Below are 18,282 nucleotides of genomic sequence, written 5' to 3'. Positions count from 1 at the left end.
GTGAGGATTTTTTACTGTGCCGCGTCTTCTTGTTCGTCTAGTTGATAACCGCTCTCTTTAGAGCACCCAGGCGCAACGCTTCTCAAGGACTTTTTTCGATGACCGCTTCCCCTACCGCAGAACGCCCAGGCCTGCGCTCCCAGCGCCTGAACCAAATCACTCACGCGCCGCATACCCAGCTCGATGCGCTGGTCAAAGCCCACGCTCCATTCGAAACCCAAGCCAACTTCGCCCGCTTCGTGGTCGCCCAATACCTGTTCCAATCAGAACTGGTAGCCCTGTACAACGACCCCGAATTGATCAAGATCGTCCCGGACCTGGCCGAGCGCTGCCGTGCCGACGCCGCCAGGCTGGACCTCGGTGACCTCGACACCGAAGTGCCCGCACCGGTTGCCGGCGCCGTGAAAAACCCGAGCAAGGCCGAGGCTCTGGGTTGGCTGTTCGTGTCCGAAGGTTCCAAGCTGGGCGCTGCGTTCTTGATCAAGCGCGCTGTGGGCCTGGGCCTCAGCGAGACCTTCGGGGCCCGCCACCTCGGCGAGCCGGCCGGTGGTCGCGCCGAAGGCTGGAAGCGTTTTACCCGCACCCTCGATGGCCTGGCGTTCAGCGCCGAAGAAGAAGCCGCGGTCGAAAAAGGTGCGATCGACGCGTTTGTGCGCTTCACCGTATTACTGGAACAGGCGTACGCTACGGCCCCTGAACTGGCGTAACACTCGAATTGAAATGCAATCAACTGTGGGAGCGGGCTTGCTCGCTCCCACCGTTGAATCTCATTTCATACTGACTTCTGTGATCACCCAACCCATGACCGGCAAAACCCAATCCACCTCAAAAATCGCGCAGCTCCTCTTCGGCCTGCTGGCCTACGTCAGCCTGGGCATTGGGCTGGTGGCGATTGTCATACCGGGTTTGCCCACCACTGAATTCATCCTGCTTGCCGCCTGGGCCGCGACCAAAAGCTCGCCGCGCTTGAGTGCCTGGCTGGAAAACCACCGGCTGTTCGGGCCGATCCTGTTCAACTGGCGCAACGGCAAGATCATCGCGCGCAGGGCCAAAGTCAGCGCCACGCTGAGCATGTTGGCATGTGCCGGCTTGATGCTGGTGATGCTCGATCACGGCTGGCCGATCTACCTGGCAATTGCCGGTATGGGCCTCGGTAACCTGTGGATCTGGTCACGCCCGGAACGGCTCGCAACGCCCGTATAACGTGGCGTTTAGTGTTTTACCGACCGCTCATCACCTTTCCCTCATGAAACATCTTGATGCGCCGATGTTCCGGACATAGCGCCAAATGGACTTGGCTCGCCCTGTTTGCATCCTGACAAGTCCATTCGCGAGTGAACCTATGTTCGACACCCTCTCCATCCGCCTGAAAATTGTGCTGCTGTCCGGCCTTTGCCTGTTGGGGGTGATTGCGCTGATCATCAGCATCAACCTGTACGAAACCAACCAAAATGATCAGTTGATCAGCGACTCAAGCTCGCGAATGCTCACCCAAAGTGTGCAACATCTGTTGCAAGCCAAGGCCGCCGAGCAAGCCTTGCAATTGCAGAAAACCTTTGGCGAAAATCTGGTGGTGGTCACCGCACTCGCCGATCAGGTCAAGGACCTGCGCGCCCTCGCCAGCAAACGCTCGCTGGAACCGGGTGCGGTGCGTGAGGAGCTCAACCAAAGCCTGAAAACCGCGTTCGAGCGCAACAGCAAGGTGCTCGGTATTTGGCTGTCATTTGAACCCAACGGTCTGGACGGCAAGGACAGCGAGTTTGTCGACGATAAAGCCCGCGTCTCCAATGAAAAAGGCCGCTTCTCCAGCTACTGGAGCCGCGCTGGCGGCGAAGGCCTGAACACGGTGATGGTCGAAGACGACCTGAACAAGACCAGCCTCAACCTCAGCGGTACGCCCTACAACATCTGGTACACCTGCCCGCGTGACACGCGCAACGTTTGTCTGCTTGACCCGTATTCCGATGAAGTGGCCGGCAAGCAGGTGCTGATGACCACTATCTCACTGCCGTTGATCGTCGACAGCAAAGTCATCGGTGTGATCGGCATCGATATCGCCCTCAACACCCTGCAAGCTACGACGGACGCAGCACAAAAAGAACTGTTCGACGGCGCCGCACACCTGGAGATTCTGTCCAGCACCGGCTTGATTGCAGCGTTCAGCGGCCAACCGGACAAGGTCGGCAAAAACCTGATCGACACCCTTGGCGCCGAAGGCAAAGACATCGTGCAATTGCTGGCCAGTGACACGCGCACGATCCGCGAACAGGACGACACGATCCGCGCCGTGTACCCGGTAAAACCGATTGCCGATGCAAAATCCTGGGGGGTGGTCATCAAGCTGCCCAAAGACGTGATGCTGGCCGATGCACTGAAACTGCAAGGGATACTCGACAAGGCCCAAAACGCCTCCACGCTCAAAGCCCTGCTGGTCGGCGCGGCCGCCGCGTTGCTCGGCTTGCTTTTGATCTGGCTGACCGCCACCGGCGTGACCCGCCCAATCAATACCGTCGCCGCCATGCTCAAGAACATCGCCAGCGGCGAAGGTGACCTCACCCAGCGCCTGAGCTATGCCAAGAAAGACGAATTGGGCGAGCTGGCAAACTGGTTCAACCGTTTCCTCGACAAGCTGCAGCCGACTATCGCGCAGATCAAGCAAAGCATCACCGAAGCACGTGGCACGGCTGATCAGTCTTCGGCCATCGCGCGCCAGACCAGCGAAGGCATGCAGGTGCAGTTCCGCGAAATCGATCAGGTCGCCACCGCCTCCAATGAAATGAGCGCCACCGCCCACGATGTGGCCAACAGCGCCTCCAACGCCGCCAGCGCGGCGCGTGGGGCCGATCAGTCGGCGCGTGAAGGCATGTCGATCATTGAACAGAGCACCCGTGATATCACCACCCTCGCCGACGAAGTCAGCAAAGCCGTGAGCGAAGTCGAGGCCCTGGCGGTGAACAGCGAGCAGATCGGCTCGGTGCTGGAAGTGATTCGCAGCATTGCCGAGCAGACCAACCTGCTGGCACTCAACGCCGCCATCGAAGCCGCGCGCGCCGGGGAAAGCGGACGTGGCTTTGCGGTAGTGGCCGACGAAGTGCGCAACCTGGCCAAACGTACCCAGGATTCGGTGGAGGAAATTCGCCTGGTGATCGAACGCATTCAGAGCGGAACGCGCGGCGTGGTGGCGACCATGCATTCCAGCCAGCACCAGGCCCAAAGCAACGCCGGGCAGATCCATCAAGCTGTGCAGGCATTAGGCAAGATCAGCGATGCGGTGACGGTGATCAGCGACATGAACCTGCAAATCGCCAGCGCCGCCGAACAACAGAGCGCGGTGGCCGAAGAGGTCAATCGCAACGTATCGGCAATCCGCACCGTGACCGAAACCCTCACCAGCCAGGCCACCGAGTCAGCGGCCATCAGCAGCCAACTGAACGCGTTAGCCAGCCAGCAGATGAAGTTGATGGATCAGTTCAAGGTGTAACGCCATCCTTGAAAACGATGAGGCGCAAATGTGGGAGCGGGCTTGCTCGCGAATGCGGTGGATCAGTCAATACATCCAGTGACTGTCACACCGCATTCGCGAACAAGCCCGCTCCCACATAAAGCAGATCTGCGCTTTCTTACAGACCCGTCCAGGCTGTAACAAACGGCGTCAGGTCTTCTTTCGGCGCTGTGCGCGGCGGGTTCTGTGGGGTGCCCAGGTAGAGAAAGCCAATCACTTCCTCATCCGCCGTCAGCCCCAGGCCTTTGGCCACATGGGCCGAGTAGGACAACTCGCCGGTGCGCCACACCGCACCAATCCCCTGAGCGTACGCCGCCAACAGAATGCCGTGGGCCGCACAGGCAGCTGCCAGCAACTGTTCGGACTTCGGCACTTTGAAGTGGTCTTGCAAGCGGGCAATCACCACAACGACCAGCGGGGCGCGCAATGGGCCGTTCTGGGCCTTGTCGATGGCGGCTTGCGGCGCGTCGGCGTCCTGCAGTCGCGCGGCTTCGGCCAGCAGTGTGCCCATTTGCTCACGGGCCGCGCCTTCCACGGTCAGGAAACGCCATGGGCGCAGTTGGCCATGGTCGGGCGCGCGCATGGCGGCGGCGAACAGCACATCGCGCTGCGCCTGGGTCGGTGCCGGTTCCAGCAAACGCGGCACGGAAACACGGTTGAGCAAAGCGTCGAGAGCCTGCATTGGCCACCTCCAGATAAAAATGTGCGGCCATTCTAGCGGTAATGAATCGGATTCGACCAAACGATAATTGCTCTTATTCAATCCGCCTTGCCCTGTTAGACTTTGCGGCCTCATTTTCCGCCTTCGTTCAGGAAATTCGATGTTCCGTTCGCTTCTTCACCTGTCCGCAATAGTGTTGGCCTTGAGCCTGACTGCTTGCGATGACGCCCCACGCTTCACCAAGGCGCAGCCCGGTGAAGCGCGAGCCGGCGGCGCGGCGACGGTGAACAAGCGTGACCAGAACGCGTTTTCCCTGCCCTCGGCCAACCTTGCTCCCAGCCGCCGCCTGGATTTCAGCGTCGGCAACAGCTTCTTTCGCAGCCCCTGGGTGATTGCGCCCTCTACCACCACCGCACGCGATGGCCTCGGCCCACTGTTTAACACCAACGCCTGCCAGAACTGCCATATCAAGGACGGCCGTGGTCACCCGCCGCTGCCCGATGCGCCGAATGCGGTGTCGATGCTGGTGCGCTTGTCGATCCCCGCGCCCAGCTCAGACCTGCCGGCCTACGCCAAGCTCATTGAACAGCTCGGCGTGGTGCCCGAGCCGGTGTACGGCGGGCAACTGCAAGACATGGCCGTGCCGGGCGTAGTCCCCGAAGGCAAAGTGCGGGTCGACTACACGCCCGTCAACGTGACATTCAAGGACGGCACGCGGGTCGAGTTGCGCAAGCCCGCCCTGCAAATCACCCAGCTCGGCTACGGCCCGATGCACCCGGAGACACTGTTCTCGGCGCGAATCGCCCCGCCGATGATCGGCCTGGGCCTGCTCGAAGCGATCAGCGACGCCGACATTCTGAAAAACACCGACCCGAAGACCGCCGACAAAGAAGCCATCGTCGGCCGAGCCAACCAGGTCTGGGATGATGCCCGGCACACCACGGTCCTCGGGCGGTTTGGCTGGAAAGCCGGGCAACCCAACCTCAATCAACAGAATGTTCACGCGTTCTCCGGTGACATGGGCCTCACCACGTCGCTAAGACCCTTCGATGACTGCACCGAGGCCCAAGTCGCCTGCAAGCAGGCCCCTAACGGCAATGGCCCTGACGGCGAGCCGGAAGTCAGCGATAACATCCTGCGTCTGGTGCTGTTCTACACCCGCAACCTGGCCGTGCCGGTACGCCGTGACGTCAACACACCGCAGGTGCTGGCCGGTAAAAACCTGTTCTACCAGGCCGGTTGTCAGGGTTGCCATAAGCCGACGTTCACCACCGCCGCCAACGCTGCCGAACCCGAACTGGCCAACCAAATCATTCGCCCCTACAGCGACCTGCTGTTACACGACATGGGCGACGGCCTGGCCGACCACCGCAGCGAATTCAAGGCCAGTGGCCGCGACTGGCGCACGCCGCCGTTGTGGGGCATTGGCCTGACGCAAACCGTCAGCGGCCACACGCAGTTTTTGCATGACGGCCGCGCCCGCAACCTGCTTGAAGCCGTGCTCTGGCACGGCGGCGAAGCGCAGGCGGCGCAGCAGCATGTGTTGTCCTTTAATGCCGAGCAGCGGGCTGCGTTGCTGGCGTTCCTGAATTCTCTATAAGCTTTGCCCCAATTGACCGAAGGGAGCTCGACATGTTTCGTCCCAAGTTGTTGTTCACCAGCCTGGCCGCCCTCGCGCTCGGCGCCTGCTCGCCGCAGGACCCGCAAGCCGTGACTTCGGCGGCCATCGCCAAGCAAGTAATCCTGCCGACCTACAGCCGCTGGGTTGAAGCTGACCGCCAACTGGCCGTCAGCGCCCTCGCCTACTGCCAGGGCAAGGAAAGCCTGGAGACCGCGCGTGCCGACTTTCTCCACGCGCAAAAGGCCTGGGCCGAGTTGCAACCGCTGCTGATCGGCCCACTGGCCGAGGGCAACCGTTCGTGGCAGGTGCAGTTCTGGCCGGACAAGAAAAACCTCGTGGGTCGCCAGGTTGAGCAACTGGTCACCGCCCAGCCGCAGATCGATGCCGCCGCCCTGGCCAAATCCAGTGTCGTGGTGCAGGGCCTGTCGGCCTACGAATACATCCTCTACGACGCACGGCCTGACGTCGCCGACGAAACCCAGAAAGCCCGCTACTGCCCGCTGCTGGTCGCCATCGGCGAGCGCCAGAAGGCCCTGGCCGAAGAGATCCTGGCCAGTTGGAACAGCACCGACGGCATGCTTGCGCAGATGACCAAGTTTCCGAACCAGCGCTACGCTGACTCCCACGAAGCCATCGCCGACCTGCTGCGCGCGCAAGTGACTGCGCTGGACACCCTGAAGAAAAAACTCGGCACGCCGATGGGTCGCCAGACCAAGGGCATCGCGCAACCGTTCCAGGCCGATGCCTGGCGCAGCCAGTCTTCCCTGCAAAGCCTGCAGGCCAGCCTCGCGGCGGCTCAGACCGTGTGGGTCGGGGTCGACAACAAAGGCCTGCGTGGCCTGCTGCCGTCGGAGCAGAAGCCGTTGGCCGACAAGATCGACGCCGCCTATGCCGCGTCGCTGAAACTGTTCGCCGGCAACCCGCGCACCCTCAATGAACTGTTGGCCGACGATGCCGGGCGCCAGCAGCTCGACGCGATCTATGACAGCCTCAACGTCGTCCACCGCCTGCATGAAGGCGAGTTGGCCAAAGCGCTGGGCATCCAACTGGGCTTTAACGCCAACGACGGTGACTGATGATGCTCAGGCGACAGGCTTTGGCGGTGGGCAGCGTGCTGCTCAGTGCGATCACGTTGGGTGGCTGGACGCTGTTCAAGCAAAAGGACAAAGGCCCGCTGCTGCTGTCGGCGCGCGATGATGCGGACGGCAGGCACTACGCCGTAGGCTATCGCCTGGACGGCAAGCAGGTGTTTGCCACTCAGGTCGGCCAGCGCTGCCACGACATCATCAACCACCCAACGCTGTCGATTGCACTGTTCGTCGCCCGTCGCCCGGGCACCGAAAGTTACCTGATCGACCTGCGTGATGGCGCGCTGCTGCAAACCATCACGTCGAATGCCCATCGGCACTTTTATGGCCATGCGGTCATTCACAAAAGCGGCAACTGGCTGTACGCAACCGAGAACGACACCTCCGATCCGGGCCGCGGCCTGCTGGGCGTGTACACGTTCGAAGGTGAGCGACTGGTCCACAGCGGCGAAATCTCCACCCACGGTATCGGCCCGCATCAGGTGTCATGGATGCCCGACGGCGAAACCCTGGTGGTGGCCAACGGCGGCATTCGTACCGAAGCCGAAAGCCGTGTGGAGATGAACCTCAACGCCATGGAGCCGAGCCTGGTGTTGATGCGCCGCGACGGCAGCCTGATCAGCAAGGAAACCCTCGGCCAGCAGATGAACAGCGTGCGGCACATGGGGATTGCCAGCGATGGCACCATCCTCACCGGGCAGCAGTTCATGGGGCCGTCCCAGGAGCGTTCCGAGTTGCTCGCGATCAAGCGTCCGGGTCAGCCGTTCGTGGCGTTCCCGGTGGCCGATGAGCAATTGCAGGCGATGGGGCACTACACCGCGAGTGTCGCAGTGCACAGCGAACTGCGCCTGGTCGCGCTGACAGCGCCACGGGGCAACCGCTTTTTTATCTGGGACATGGACAGCGGCGAGCTGCGTCTGGATGGGCCTTTGCCGGACTGTGCAGGCGTGGGCGCGGTGGCGGATGGGTTCGTTGTCACGTCAGGCCAGGGGCGCTGCCGCTTCTACGATTGCCGCCAGCAGCAGTTGGTCGCCACGCCGCTGGAATTGCCGGCCGGGCTTTGGGATAACCATCTGCACCTGATCTGATCGCCGTCATGGCAGCGTTCCGGGCGCCGATTTTTAAACGATCTGGAACAGTAACGCGCAGGCTCCTCGGCACCTATCTGCAGCTGCTACAACGTAAAAGGCCCCGCAGTGCGGGGCCTTTTACGTTGGCTGTGATGTATTCAACTCTGCGGTCTCATCCCTTGGGACATCCCGAACATGAATAACAGCAAATCATGATCAGGCTTGACCGCCACACTGGCCTTGGCAACACGTGGTAACAGACATTGCCCGCTACCCTGCACCGCGCTCAGCACTTGTGTGCGAGGTTGTTCCCACGCAGCCAGCGCCAGGGCTGCAATGCCCAACGCGCCGACCAGGAACAAACCTCGTGCTATTTCTAGCTTCATCTGGTTAAACCCTTGATAGCGCTGCCAAACGCCGTCTCGTAAAAGTAGCTGAGTTTTTCCCAGTCGGTACTGCTCCACGACGAATGGCGCCGCAGTTGCAGCATGTCATGGGACGCCGCCCGATAAGCGGTCAAACGCTGGCGGCACTTTTCGAAATCCAGCAGCGCCACTTCCACATTGGCCGAGTCGCCCTCGCCGGTTACCCGTACAAAGATGTGTTTGATGTACAGGCAGCCATGCTGCCAGCGGCCCTTGTGCATTCTCGCCAGGGTGCCCGCCAACTCTTTGAGCACGCGCTCGTGGACCAACTCGCCGTACTGCTCGCGGCCGCCGGCGGCGTACCAGTTTTCGATCTCGTCGAAACCGTCCAATGACGCAGTCACCAACAGCGCCTTCCACTGGTGCTCCGGGTCACGGCGCGCGCCGCAAAACACCAGTTCCGGAACACGCACATCCAACGAGCGCAGGCCCATCAGGGCATCGCGCTCGCGCAACACGGTCGGGCGACCAAACGGGTGGAGCCAACTGCGGTAGATATGCCCGGTCTGGCGCTTGCTGTAGAGCAAGCGGCCGTTAGCGCTGATCACCCGTTGCACGCCACTTTCCCCCCCACGTCGACGATTGGGTTCCTCGACCCACTCGCCCCGTTGGCGCCAGAAATAATCAAATCGCTCTTCGGGAGCTACGTGACTGCCTGATACGCACTCAACTGCCATCCTGTTACCTCTTACGCAATACATATACTCGCCACATGGCGTAGAGCGGCATGAAGTCCAGGGACTCCTGAACCCGGAAACCGGCCTGCTCAAACTCTGCCTCAACAGTAGCAGCCGGTAACACAAACCGGTTTTGATAACCTTCCTGCTCACCTTTCTCGCGACGTTTCGCTTCGAGGCGCTTGCGTTTCCAGGCCTTGAAATTGCCATCTACCCACAGCGAAACGATCACGCTGTCGCGGGTAACGCGTTGAAATTCCTTCAATATTGCCAGTCTGTGCGCCGCGTCACCGATATGGTGCAGCAAGCGCATACAGAAAATACTGTCGACTGAATTATCCGGTAAATCAATATCGAACGCAGAAGTCTGCAAAGGCCGTACCCGTTTCACCACTTCCGCCGGTTGGGCGATGGTGGCGACGTTCAACATCGACGCCGAATTGTCGGCCCCGATAATCACCCGGTTGGGCTTTTCCGCCAGTAACGGCCAGAAACGTCCAGCCCCGCAGGGCAGGTCCAACACCAGGCCTGGCTCGCCGGCCATGGCCAACGCGCCGCGCGCCAATTGCTCGTCGCGTTTGTGGGACAACCGGCGAGCCAGATTGTCCTGATGTTTGAGCAAATATTCCTGCGCGTGCTGATCGTCGTACTTTTCAGAAAAATCGAGCTTGATCGGGGTAGACATCAACGGATCTCCAGTAGCTGATGCCGACAACCTTAAGCAGCGAAGTGTGACTATCAGGTCAACCCGTTGTGAAAAACTTGTCCTGTCCAGCCCCATACATTTCAAGACTTTACAGACACAATCAGTGGCATGGGGCCATCTTCGCCGAAAAGCGGGGTAGCTGCCGCAGGATAGCGGCAGGCGGGGTGCTCAGGGTTTGACCGGGCTCAATTGGACCTGAAAGCGGCAGCCATGGGGCTCCATGGTGCTCAGGCTGACGCTCCAGCCCTGGCTCTCGCAGATGCGTTGCACCAGCGACAAGCCTAACCCCAGGCCTTCACCGCGCTTTTCACTGCCGCGCACAAAAGGCTCGAACATCGCTTCACGCTTGTCTTCAGGAATGCCCACGCCGGAGTCTTCCACCACAAAGCCACTGGGTTCGAGTGTGAGGCGGATAAAGCCCCGTTCGGTGTAGTGCAACGCGTTGCGCAGCAGGTTGCCCATCACCGCATGCAAGAAGGTGGTGTTGTAGCGGGTATCCAGCGGATTGCCCGGCAGGTAGATCAATTCGAGGCCTTTGTGCTCGATGGGCTCGCGCCAGATGCCGAGCAAATCTTCGGCGACCTGGGTCAGGTTGACCTGGGGCGACATGGCCGCATCATCGTGTTTGGCACGGGCCAGCATCAGGAAGGTTTGCACCAGCTCGCGCATTTCTTCGCAGGCTCGGGCAATGCGCAGCACCTGATTGCGGCCGCGCTGATCAATGGCGGGGTTTTCCAACAGCAGTTCACACGAACTGGCCAACACCATCAGCGGGGTGCGCAATTCGTGGCTGACATCGCTGGTAAACAGTTGCTCACGGGACAATGCCTGCCGCAACCGCCCCAGCGTCGCGTCGAAGGCCACCGCCAGCTCACCGACTTCATCGGCGGCGTAATCCGGCGCCAGGGGCGGTGCCAGCCCCAGCAACTGGTCACGATGACGAACCTGGCGCGCCAAACGCACCACGGGCGCCATCACCTTGCGGGCCAGCACCCAACCGAGGAATACCGCCAGCGCCAGGCTGAGTACAAAACCCACCAGCACGACGGCGAACAGGACGCGCTCGCGCTCTTCGAAATCGCTCTGGTCTTGCAGCAGCACATAGCGCCGACCATCGACCACTTCGACCATGGCGTGGTACGACAGCGACTCGCGAAACACCTCATGAAAGCCGGGTTCCAGATGGCGCAGATCCTTGGGCAGTTCGAAATCCCCGGGCCCGCCGCTGAAATAGAACAGTTGATCCGGCTCTGGGCGATGGCTCCAGTCCTCGACACTGTCCATCAGCAACAGGCGCTGCAGGTCACCGCCCAGGCCGGCCGAAATCAGTTTTTCTTCCACCAGGTGCACGGTTGCAACGATGCCCATGGCGAACGCCCCCGCCACCAGTGCGCTCATCAAGGCAAAGGCGATGATGATCCGTTGGGCGAGGCTTTGCTTAAACTCCATCACGCCCCTCGGCCAGGCGATAACCCACACCGTGCACGGTTTGCAGCAACGGCTTTGCGAAGGGTTTATCGATCACTTGGCGCAATTGGTGAACGTGGCTGCGCAGGCTGTCGCTGTCCGGGCAGTCGTCGCCCCACAGGGCTTCTTCGAGAATTTCTCGACGCAACACGTGCGGGCTCTTTTGCATCAGCACCGCGAGCAGTTTCAGGCCCACCGGGTTGAGCTTGAGCAGGCGCCCTTCGCGGGTCACTTCCAGGGTATCAAGATCGTAATGCAGGTCGGCCACTTGCAGCGCGCGACGCCCGCCGCCTTGGGCACGGCGCAGAACCGCTTCGATGCGCGCGGCCAATTCCGACAGGGCAAACGGTTTGAGCAGGTAATCATCGGCGCCGGATTTAAAGCCCTGCAGCCGGTCATCCAACTGGTCGCGCGCGGTGAGCATAATCACCGGCGTATCGCGGCGAGCGTCTTCTCGCAGGCGTTTGCACAAGGTGTAGCCATCGATGCCAGGCAGCATGATGTCGAGCACGATGAGGTCGTAATGTTCGGTGGCGGCCAGATGCAGGCCCGACAAACCATCCTGCGCACAGTCTACGGTATAGCCTTTTAGCCCCAGGTAATCGGCCAGATTGGCCAGAATATCGCGGTTGTCTTCAACCAATAAAATTCGCATGGGCAGTGTCTCCGTACGCGGTAACGGCCGTGTTGGCTCGCGCAGCTTAAGGCCAAGCGCGGCTCAGGGATAGACCTGGACGCTACGTCGATATAGGTTTTCAACCAATTGTACAAACCAACAAGTTTTTCACTATAGCTTCACACACCGGCTACAGTGGCAGGTCGAATATCGGCGTCCATTGATATAAGGAATATGGACATGGGGTTTTTAAACACCGCGCCGATGCGCTTTCTGCTGCTCGTAACCGGCGCATGGCTGGTGATTTTCCTACTGACGCGCAGTGTGCTGCTGATCACGCATTTGGATGAAGTCGGTGGCAACCTGCTACCGGTGTTTGGCGTCGGCTTGCTGTATGACCTCGCGTTCCTGGCCTATGCCGCTTTGCCGCTGGGCCTGTATCTGCTGCTCTGCCCGCCCGCGCTGTGGCGCCGCCGTGGCCATCGCTGGTTCCTGCAGGCGGTGCTGACCGTCAGCCTGTTCGCCATGCTGTTTACGTCAGTGGCCGAGTGGCTGTTCTGGGATGAGTTCGGCGTACGCTTCAACTTTATCGCCGTCGATTACCTGGTGTATTCCAATGAGGTGATGAACAACCTGCTGGAGTCTTACCCGATCGGCAAGCTGCTCAGCCTGTTGGCGATGCTCGCGATTGTACTGAGCCTGGCCTTGCGCAAGCCGTTCAACAGCGCAATGAGCGCGCCTCTGCCGCCCCTGCGTGGGCGCGTGTTGAATGCCCTGGGCCTGCTGGTGGTTGCCGGTCTCTGCGTGCAATTGATCAGTCAGGACAGCCCACGCGCCTCGGGTGGCAATGCTTACAAGAATGAACTGGCGAGCAACGGCCCGTATCAGTTTTTTGCCGCGTTCCGTAACAACGAGCTGGATTACACCCAGTTCTATAAAAGCCTGCCCACCGAGGTGGTCGCCAAGCAATTGCGGGCTGAACTCAGCGAGCCGAATGCGCGCTTCGTCGGCACCGACCCGCTGGACATCCGCCGCGCAATCACCAACCCCGGCACGTTGCGCAAACCCAACATCGTGCTGGTGACCATCGAAAGCTTCAGCGCCAAATACATGGGCAGCAATGGCGACGACCGTAACCTCACCCCCAACCTCGATATGTTGCGTAGACACAGCCTGTACTTCAATAACTTCTATGCCACCGGCACCCGCACGGACCGTGGCCTGGAGGCGATCACCCTGGCCATTCCACCGACGCCCGGCCGTTCAATCGTTAAGCGCATCGGCCGTGAGAGCGGTTTCGCCAGCCTTGGCCAACAACTCGGGGCCATCGGTTACGACAGTGTCTTTGTCTACGGCGGACGCGGTTACTTCGACAATATGAACGCGTTTTTCAGCGGCAACGGTTATCGGGTCGTGGACCAGAGCAGCGTGGCGGAATCGGAAATCTCGTTCAAAAATGCCTGGGGCATGGCCGATGAAGACCTCTACCGGCAAACCCTGAAACTGGCCGATGCCGACTATGCCAGGCAGCAGCCCTTCCTGCTGCAACTGATGACCACGTCCAACCATCGCCCTTATACCTATCCGGAAGGCCGCATCGATATCAAGTCCGGCAACGGCCGTGACGGCGCGGTGAAATACACCGACCACGCCATCGGTGAGTTCCTCGACGCGGCCCGCCAGAAGCCGTGGTTTGATAACACGATTTTCGTGTTCGTCGCCGATCACACCGCCGGCAGCGCAGGCAAGGAAGACTTGCCTATCGCCAACTACCAGATCCCGCTGTTCATCTACGCACCGAAGCTGATCGAGGCTCGGGAAACCGCGCAACTGGCCAGCCAGATCGACTTGGCCCCCACGTTGCTGGGGTTGATCAACCTGAGCTACGAATCCACCTTCTTCGGCCGCAACCTGTTGCAAGACAGCCCGCTGCCACCGCGCGTGGTGGTCGGCAACTATCAGCACCTGGGGTTGTTTGATGGCAAGGACCTGGCAATCCTCAGCCCGCGCCAAGGCCTGCGTCGCCACGATCAGGCCTTGGGCGAGAGCCAGGAGTTACGTGTGGGCACGGATGATCCATTGATCCAGCGCGCAATTACTTACTACCAGGCCGCCAGTTATGGTTTCACACAACAACTATTGAGCTGGAAAGCGCCCAAGGACGCAGCGCCTGCCATCAGCGTGCGCTGACCCCCTCGTGAGCCCTTGCCTCCCCATGGCAAGGGCGTAACACTTGCGTCCATTCTCCGGCGATGGCGCCCTTTCATGTCCGACACCCTGCTGCTGATTGAAGACGACCGCCCCCTGGCTGCACTGACGGCCGAATTCCTGCGTGCCGAAGGCTTTACCGTAACGGTTGAGCACCGTGGCGATCGCGCTGCACAGCGCATTCTTGACGAACAACCGGCGCTGCTGATCCTCGATGTGATGTTGCCGGGCATCGACGGGTTCACCTTGTGCCGACAGATTCGCGATCAGTACCCGGGGCTAATCCTGATGATGACCGCGCTGGATGAAAACGCCGAGCAACTGACCGGCTTCAACGTCGGCGCGGATGACTATGTGGTCAAGCCGGTCGACCCGCTGCTGTTGCTGGCCAGAATCCGCTCGTTGCTGCGTCGCCACCCTCAAGCCCCACGTGCTCATTACCAGTGGGGCACCTTTCGGCTGGACCTCAACAGCCATTTCGCCTGGCTCGATGAGACCCCTTTGCAGTTCTCGGTTGCCGAGTTCGAATTGCTGGCGATTTTCGCGCGCCATTGCGGGGTATTGCTGACGCGGGAAAAACTCCTGCAGAGCCTGCGCGGCCTGGAATACGACGGGCTCAACCGTTCCATCGACATGCGTGTGTCGCGCTTGCGTAAAAAGCTGATGAGCCTGGAATGCCCGGTGACTATCCAGACCATCACGGCCCAGGGCTATCTGTTCGTCGAAAGTGCCCAGGAGGCCCGACATGTTGACTAAGGTGCGGCCCTGGATGGTGGCCGTGGCGGGCACGGGCTGGGCGAGTTTGACGTTTTATCTGTTGTGGCTGTGCGCCAACGCCTCGGTGTTTGTCGGCGAAGACAGCTTTTTGCGCCTGATGGCCGGGCCGGCCTACCTGGTGGCCGAACAGCTCAAAGCCGTGCCGGCCGACCAACGTGAAGCGCGCATGGACATCCTGCGCGCGCACTTCCAGTACCCGGTGAATCTGATCTCGCTGGACGAGGTCGAATTGCCGCCGGAAGCGTTGGTCATGCTGGAGCATCAACAACCGGCACTGAGCAGCGACGAAGACATCAGCTACTTCCCGCTGGATGACGACACCATCATTCAATTCGGCCCAATGTGGGGCAGTGCCGAGGTCAAGGATCTGCTCAAATTCCCGGTTTACTGGATCACCGCCGCTGTAGCAGGCCTGCCGGTGCTACTGCTACTCGGGATCGGTTTACGCCTGCACCGCCGTCGCCGCACCGACCTGAACACCCTCAAGACCTGCCTTGGCACGCTGGCACGTACCCCGAATGTGATGTTGCCTGCCATGGGCAAGGAATGGACGCCGTTGCTGATGACCTTGCAACAGCACGCGCGGGACATCAGCGCCATGAACGAGCGCCACCGTGAAGTCTCCCAGGCCGTGTCCCACGAACTGCGTACGCCATTGGCGCGCATGCGTTTTGCCTTGACGCTTCTGGGTAAAAGCGAAGACCCGCTCACCCGTACACGCCTTCAGGAACGCTTGCTCACCGATGTCGAAGAGCTCGAAGCCCTGGTTCGCGCCAGCCTCGCCTTTGCGCGCCTGGCAGGTGCACCGACCGACCTGCAACATGAGCCAATCAACCTGCGTGACTGGCTGCACCAGGAGTTTGCCTTGCTCGACGGGCACCATCGCCGGTTGAGCCTGGAAACCGAGCCCGCCCACCTTGAGCTGATCGGCGACCGTGCCCTGTTGCACCTTATCGTGCGCAACCTGTTAAGCAATGCCATCACCTACGCACGCGATCAAGTGTGCGTCAGTGCCACTTACCACGGTCAACAGCACCTGGTGCTGCATGTGGATGATGATGGCCCCGGGGTATTGGCGGAGAACCGCGACAAGATCTTCGAGCCCTTCGTGCGCCTTGCCTTGGGGGGCGATGAGCCCACGGGCTCCGGCCTTGGCCTGGCACTGGCCAAACGCGCGACCCAGTGGCACCACGGTGAATTGTCGGTATCGCGCAGCCCTTTGGGCGGCGCACGCCTGAGCCTTATTCTGCCGCTGAGGCCGCTGTAACCTGCGTGTTACAGCCTGTGACAGTGAAGCCTTCGGATTGCTCGTAACCTCGCCACCTGAATCCCAGGTTGGAGAGCTCTTTCATGCATCCCCGTAAGAAGCATTTGTCCACGTTGGTGCTGTCGCTGTGCATCGTTACCGGCACACTCTTGCCCGACCATGCGTCGGCCTCGCGCCTGGCGGTTACCGACTCGCCATCGTCCCGGTTCGAAGACAAACACGCAGGCGATCACCCCGCAACGACGGCACGTCCGCCAACACCGCAGGGGTTGGTCGTCACGCCTCGGCCTGGGAGGCGGCCCAGGCCCACCGCCGCTGAAAAACTCGCGCACCTGCCTGTCCCTCGCCCACTCGACGAAGTTGCTGCACCGCAACCCCTGGCACTTATGCCGACTGCCCAACTGACCCTGGCGCGGGGAATGACCTTCAGAAAGCTGTTGCGACGACGCACCCTCGGCTGATCCATCCTCAAGCCCCATAAAAAAACCCCGCCTGCATCGCTGCAGGCGGGGTTTTTTATTAGCCGGGTAAGGCTGGCTTACATCATGCCGCCCATGCCACCCATGCCGCCCATGTCTGGCATACCGCCGCCAGTCGAGCCTTCTTTCTTCGGTGCATCAGCGATGGCCGCTTCAGTGGTCAGGATCAGACCGCCGATGGAGGCTGCTGCTTGCAACGCCGAACGAGTCACCTTGGTAGGGTCCAGGATGCCCATTTCGATCATGTCGCCGTAGACGCCCGTTGCAGCGTTGTAACCGTAGTTACCTTTGCCGTTCTTGACTTCGTTGACCACAACGCTTGGCTCGTCGCCGGAGTTGGCAGCGATCTGACGCAGCGGTGCTTCAACAGCGCGACGCAGTACAGCGATACCGACGTTCTGGTCAGCGTTGTCGCCCTTAAGGTCAACCAAAGCTTCCAGAGCACGGATCAGCGCAACGCCACCGCCAGGTACCACGCCTTCTTCAACGGCTGCACGGGTTGCGTGCAGGGCGTCTTCAACGCGGGCTTTCTTCTCTTTCATTTCAACTTCGGAACCGGCGCCAACCTTGATCACTGCAACGCCGCCGGACAGCTTGGCCAGACGCTCTTGCAGTTTTTCACGGTCGTAGTCCGAGGAAGTTTCGACAACCTGGGCACGGATCTGAGTGATGCGCGCCTGGATGTCCTGCTCTACGCCAGCACCGTCAACGATGATGGTGTTTTCCTTGGAGATGGTCACACGCTTGGCGCTGCCCAGGTTTTCCAGGGTGGCGCTTTCCAGGCTCAGGCCGATCTCTTCGGAGATAACGGTACCGCCAGTCAGAACAGCGATGTCCTGCAGCATGGCCTTGCGACGGTCGCCGAAGCCAGGCGCCTTGACGGCTGCGACTTTAACGATGCCACGCATGTTGTTCACAACCAGCGTCGCCAGGGCTTCGCCTTCAACGTCTTCGGAAACGATCAGCAGCGGACGGCCGGCTTTGGCAACGGCTTCCAGTACTGGCAGCATTTCGCGGATGTTGGAGATCTTTTTGTCGACCAGCAGGATCAGCGGGCTGTCCAGCTCGGCAACCATGGTTTCTGGCTTGTTGACGAAGTACGGGGACAGGTAGCCACGGTCGAACTGCATGCCTTCTACAACCGACAGTTCGTTTTCCAGGCCAGTGCCTTCTTCAACGGTGATCACGCCTTCTTTACCGACTTTTTCCATGGCTTCGGCAATGATGTCGCCGATGGAGCTGTCGGAGTTGGCGGAGATGGTGCCTACCTGAGCGATAGCCTTGGTGTCAGCGCATGGCTTGGACAGGTTTTTCAGCTCGGCAACAACAGCGATGGTCGCTTTGTCGATGCCGCGCTTGAGGTCCATCGGGTTCATGCCGGCAGCGACGGCTTTGTAGCCTTCGTTGACGATTGCCTGAGCCAGAACGGTAGCGGTGGTGGTGCCGTCGCCTGCGTCATCGTTGGCACGGGAGGCAACGTCTTTGACCAGCTGCGCGCCCATGTTTTCGAAACGGTCTTCCAGTTCGATTTCTTTTGCTACCGAAACGCCGTCCTTGGTGATGGTCGGAGCGCCGAAGCTCTTCTCGATGATCACGTTACGGCCTTTAGGGCCCAGGGTCGCTTTTACTGCGTCAGCCAGGACGTTGACACCGGTGAGCATTTTCTTACGGGCGGAATCGCCGAATTTAACTTCTTTAGCAGCCATGATCGATATTCC

General features: G+C 60.6%; 17 protein-coding genes and 1 pseudogene. 11 read left to right on the top strand and 7 right to left on the bottom strand.

Features of this window, described 5'->3' with window-relative positions; genetic code table 11:
- The first annotated feature begins 98 nt into the window (after window positions 1-98).
- From JFT85_RS21660 to JFT85_RS28765, 4 genes and pseudogenes are all read left to right on the top strand, one after another.
- Entirely contained in the window at window positions 99-707 is a 609-nt protein-coding gene (locus JFT85_RS21660) for a biliverdin-producing heme oxygenase (protein WP_053257802.1), read from the top strand.
- 94 nt (window positions 708-801) lie between these two features.
- Window positions 802-1,203, top strand: a complete 402-nt coding sequence (locus JFT85_RS21655; RefSeq protein ID WP_053257803.1) for a YbaN family protein — start codon at window positions 802-804, stop codon at window positions 1,201-1,203.
- 85 nt (window positions 1,204-1,288) lie between these two features.
- Window positions 1,289-2,623: pseudogene (locus tag JFT85_RS28770) on the top strand (PDC sensor domain-containing protein); the annotation flags it as partial.
- Between the two features lie 102 nt (window positions 2,624-2,725).
- The gene (locus JFT85_RS28765; protein ID WP_371850820.1) at window positions 2,726-3,481 is read left to right on the top strand and encodes a methyl-accepting chemotaxis protein; all 756 of its coding nucleotides are present in this window, start codon (window positions 2,726-2,728) and stop codon (window positions 3,479-3,481) included.
- A 139-nt stretch (window positions 3,482-3,620) separates the two neighbouring features.
- Here JFT85_RS28765 and JFT85_RS21645 read toward each other — a convergent pair whose 3' ends face one another.
- Entirely contained in the window at window positions 3,621-4,184 is a 564-nt protein-coding gene (locus JFT85_RS21645) for an NAD(P)H nitroreductase (protein WP_069551674.1), read from the bottom strand.
- Window positions 4,185-4,323: 139 nt separating this feature from the next.
- Between JFT85_RS21645 and JFT85_RS21640 the strand changes: the two genes are divergently transcribed.
- Genes JFT85_RS21640 through JFT85_RS21630 form a run of 3 tightly spaced genes read left to right on the top strand, consistent with a single transcriptional unit; the run spans window position 4,324 to window position 7,960 of the window.
- The gene (locus JFT85_RS21640; RefSeq protein ID WP_053257806.1) at window positions 4,324-5,763 is read left to right on the top strand and encodes a di-heme oxidoreductase family protein; all 1,440 of its coding nucleotides are present in this window, start codon (window positions 4,324-4,326) and stop codon (window positions 5,761-5,763) included.
- 32 nt (window positions 5,764-5,795) lie between these two features.
- Window positions 5,796-6,860: an imelysin family protein gene (locus JFT85_RS21635; protein WP_169875611.1), complete on the top strand. Its 1,065-nt coding sequence runs from the start codon at window positions 5,796-5,798 to the stop codon at window positions 6,858-6,860.
- 2 nt (window positions 6,861-6,862) lie between these two features.
- Entirely contained in the window at window positions 6,863-7,960 is a 1,098-nt protein-coding gene (locus JFT85_RS21630; protein ID WP_201230926.1) for a DUF1513 domain-containing protein, read from the top strand.
- Window positions 7,961-8,100: 140 nt separating this feature from the next.
- On the opposite strand, the gene JFT85_RS21625 is transcribed toward JFT85_RS21630, so the two are convergent.
- The 5 genes from JFT85_RS21625 to colR form a co-directional block, all read right to left on the bottom strand.
- Window positions 8,101-8,328, bottom strand: a complete 228-nt coding sequence (locus JFT85_RS21625; RefSeq protein WP_053257809.1) for a hypothetical protein — start codon at window positions 8,326-8,328, stop codon at window positions 8,101-8,103.
- Window positions 8,325-9,044, bottom strand: coding sequence for a lipopolysaccharide kinase InaA family protein (locus JFT85_RS21620; protein WP_053257810.1), 720 nt, complete (start codon window positions 9,042-9,044; stop codon window positions 8,325-8,327). The genes JFT85_RS21625 and JFT85_RS21620 overlap by 4 nt, the downstream gene beginning before the upstream one ends.
- Before the next feature lie 4 nt (window positions 9,045-9,048).
- Entirely contained in the window at window positions 9,049-9,729 is a 681-nt protein-coding gene (locus tag JFT85_RS21615; RefSeq protein WP_053257811.1) for a class I SAM-dependent methyltransferase, read from the bottom strand.
- Between the two features lie 189 nt (window positions 9,730-9,918).
- A complete protein-coding gene (locus JFT85_RS21610; protein ID WP_053257812.1) occupies window positions 9,919-11,199 on the bottom strand; it encodes a sensor histidine kinase in 1,281 nt (426 codons plus the stop codon).
- Window positions 11,189-11,872 (bottom strand): two-component system response regulator ColR, encoded by a 684-nt coding sequence (colR, locus tag JFT85_RS21605; protein WP_016975511.1) that lies wholly within the window; start codon window positions 11,870-11,872, stop codon window positions 11,189-11,191. The genes JFT85_RS21610 and colR overlap by 11 nt, the downstream gene beginning before the upstream one ends.
- Before the next feature lie 201 nt (window positions 11,873-12,073).
- On the opposite strand from colR, the gene JFT85_RS21600 reads away from it, so the two are divergent.
- The 4 genes from JFT85_RS21600 to JFT85_RS21585 all read left to right on the top strand — a co-directional run bounded on the left by JFT85_RS21600 (window position 12,074) and on the right by JFT85_RS21585 (window position 16,546).
- On the top strand, window positions 12,074-14,023 hold the full coding sequence (locus JFT85_RS21600) for an LTA synthase family protein (RefSeq protein ID WP_069551676.1): 1,950 nt from the start codon (window positions 12,074-12,076) through the stop codon (window positions 14,021-14,023).
- Window positions 14,024-14,098: 75 nt separating this feature from the next.
- Window positions 14,099-14,797, top strand: coding sequence for a response regulator transcription factor (locus JFT85_RS21595; RefSeq protein ID WP_053257814.1), 699 nt, complete (start codon window positions 14,099-14,101; stop codon window positions 14,795-14,797).
- The gene (locus tag JFT85_RS21590; protein WP_069551678.1) at window positions 14,787-16,085 is read left to right on the top strand and encodes a sensor histidine kinase; all 1,299 of its coding nucleotides are present in this window, start codon (window positions 14,787-14,789) and stop codon (window positions 16,083-16,085) included. The genes JFT85_RS21595 and JFT85_RS21590 overlap by 11 nt, the downstream gene beginning before the upstream one ends.
- An 83-nt stretch (window positions 16,086-16,168) precedes the next feature.
- Complete coding sequence (locus JFT85_RS21585) at window positions 16,169-16,546, top strand: hypothetical protein (RefSeq protein WP_141718215.1); 378 nt, start codon at window positions 16,169-16,171, stop codon at window positions 16,544-16,546.
- 77 nt (window positions 16,547-16,623) lie between these two features.
- Here JFT85_RS21585 and groL read toward each other — a convergent pair whose 3' ends face one another.
- Entirely contained in the window at window positions 16,624-18,270 is a 1,647-nt protein-coding gene (groL, locus tag JFT85_RS21580) for a chaperonin GroEL (RefSeq protein WP_053257816.1), read from the bottom strand.
- Window positions 18,271-18,282: the final 12 nt, after the last annotated feature.

The sequence above is a fragment of the Pseudomonas sp. TH04 genome (assembly GCF_016651355.1).
Lineage (GTDB): Bacteria > Pseudomonadota > Gammaproteobacteria > Pseudomonadales > Pseudomonadaceae > Aquipseudomonas > Aquipseudomonas fluorescens.
Note: the sequence above shows the minus strand (reverse complement) of the source record. Positions and strands in the feature narration are given on the sequence as shown.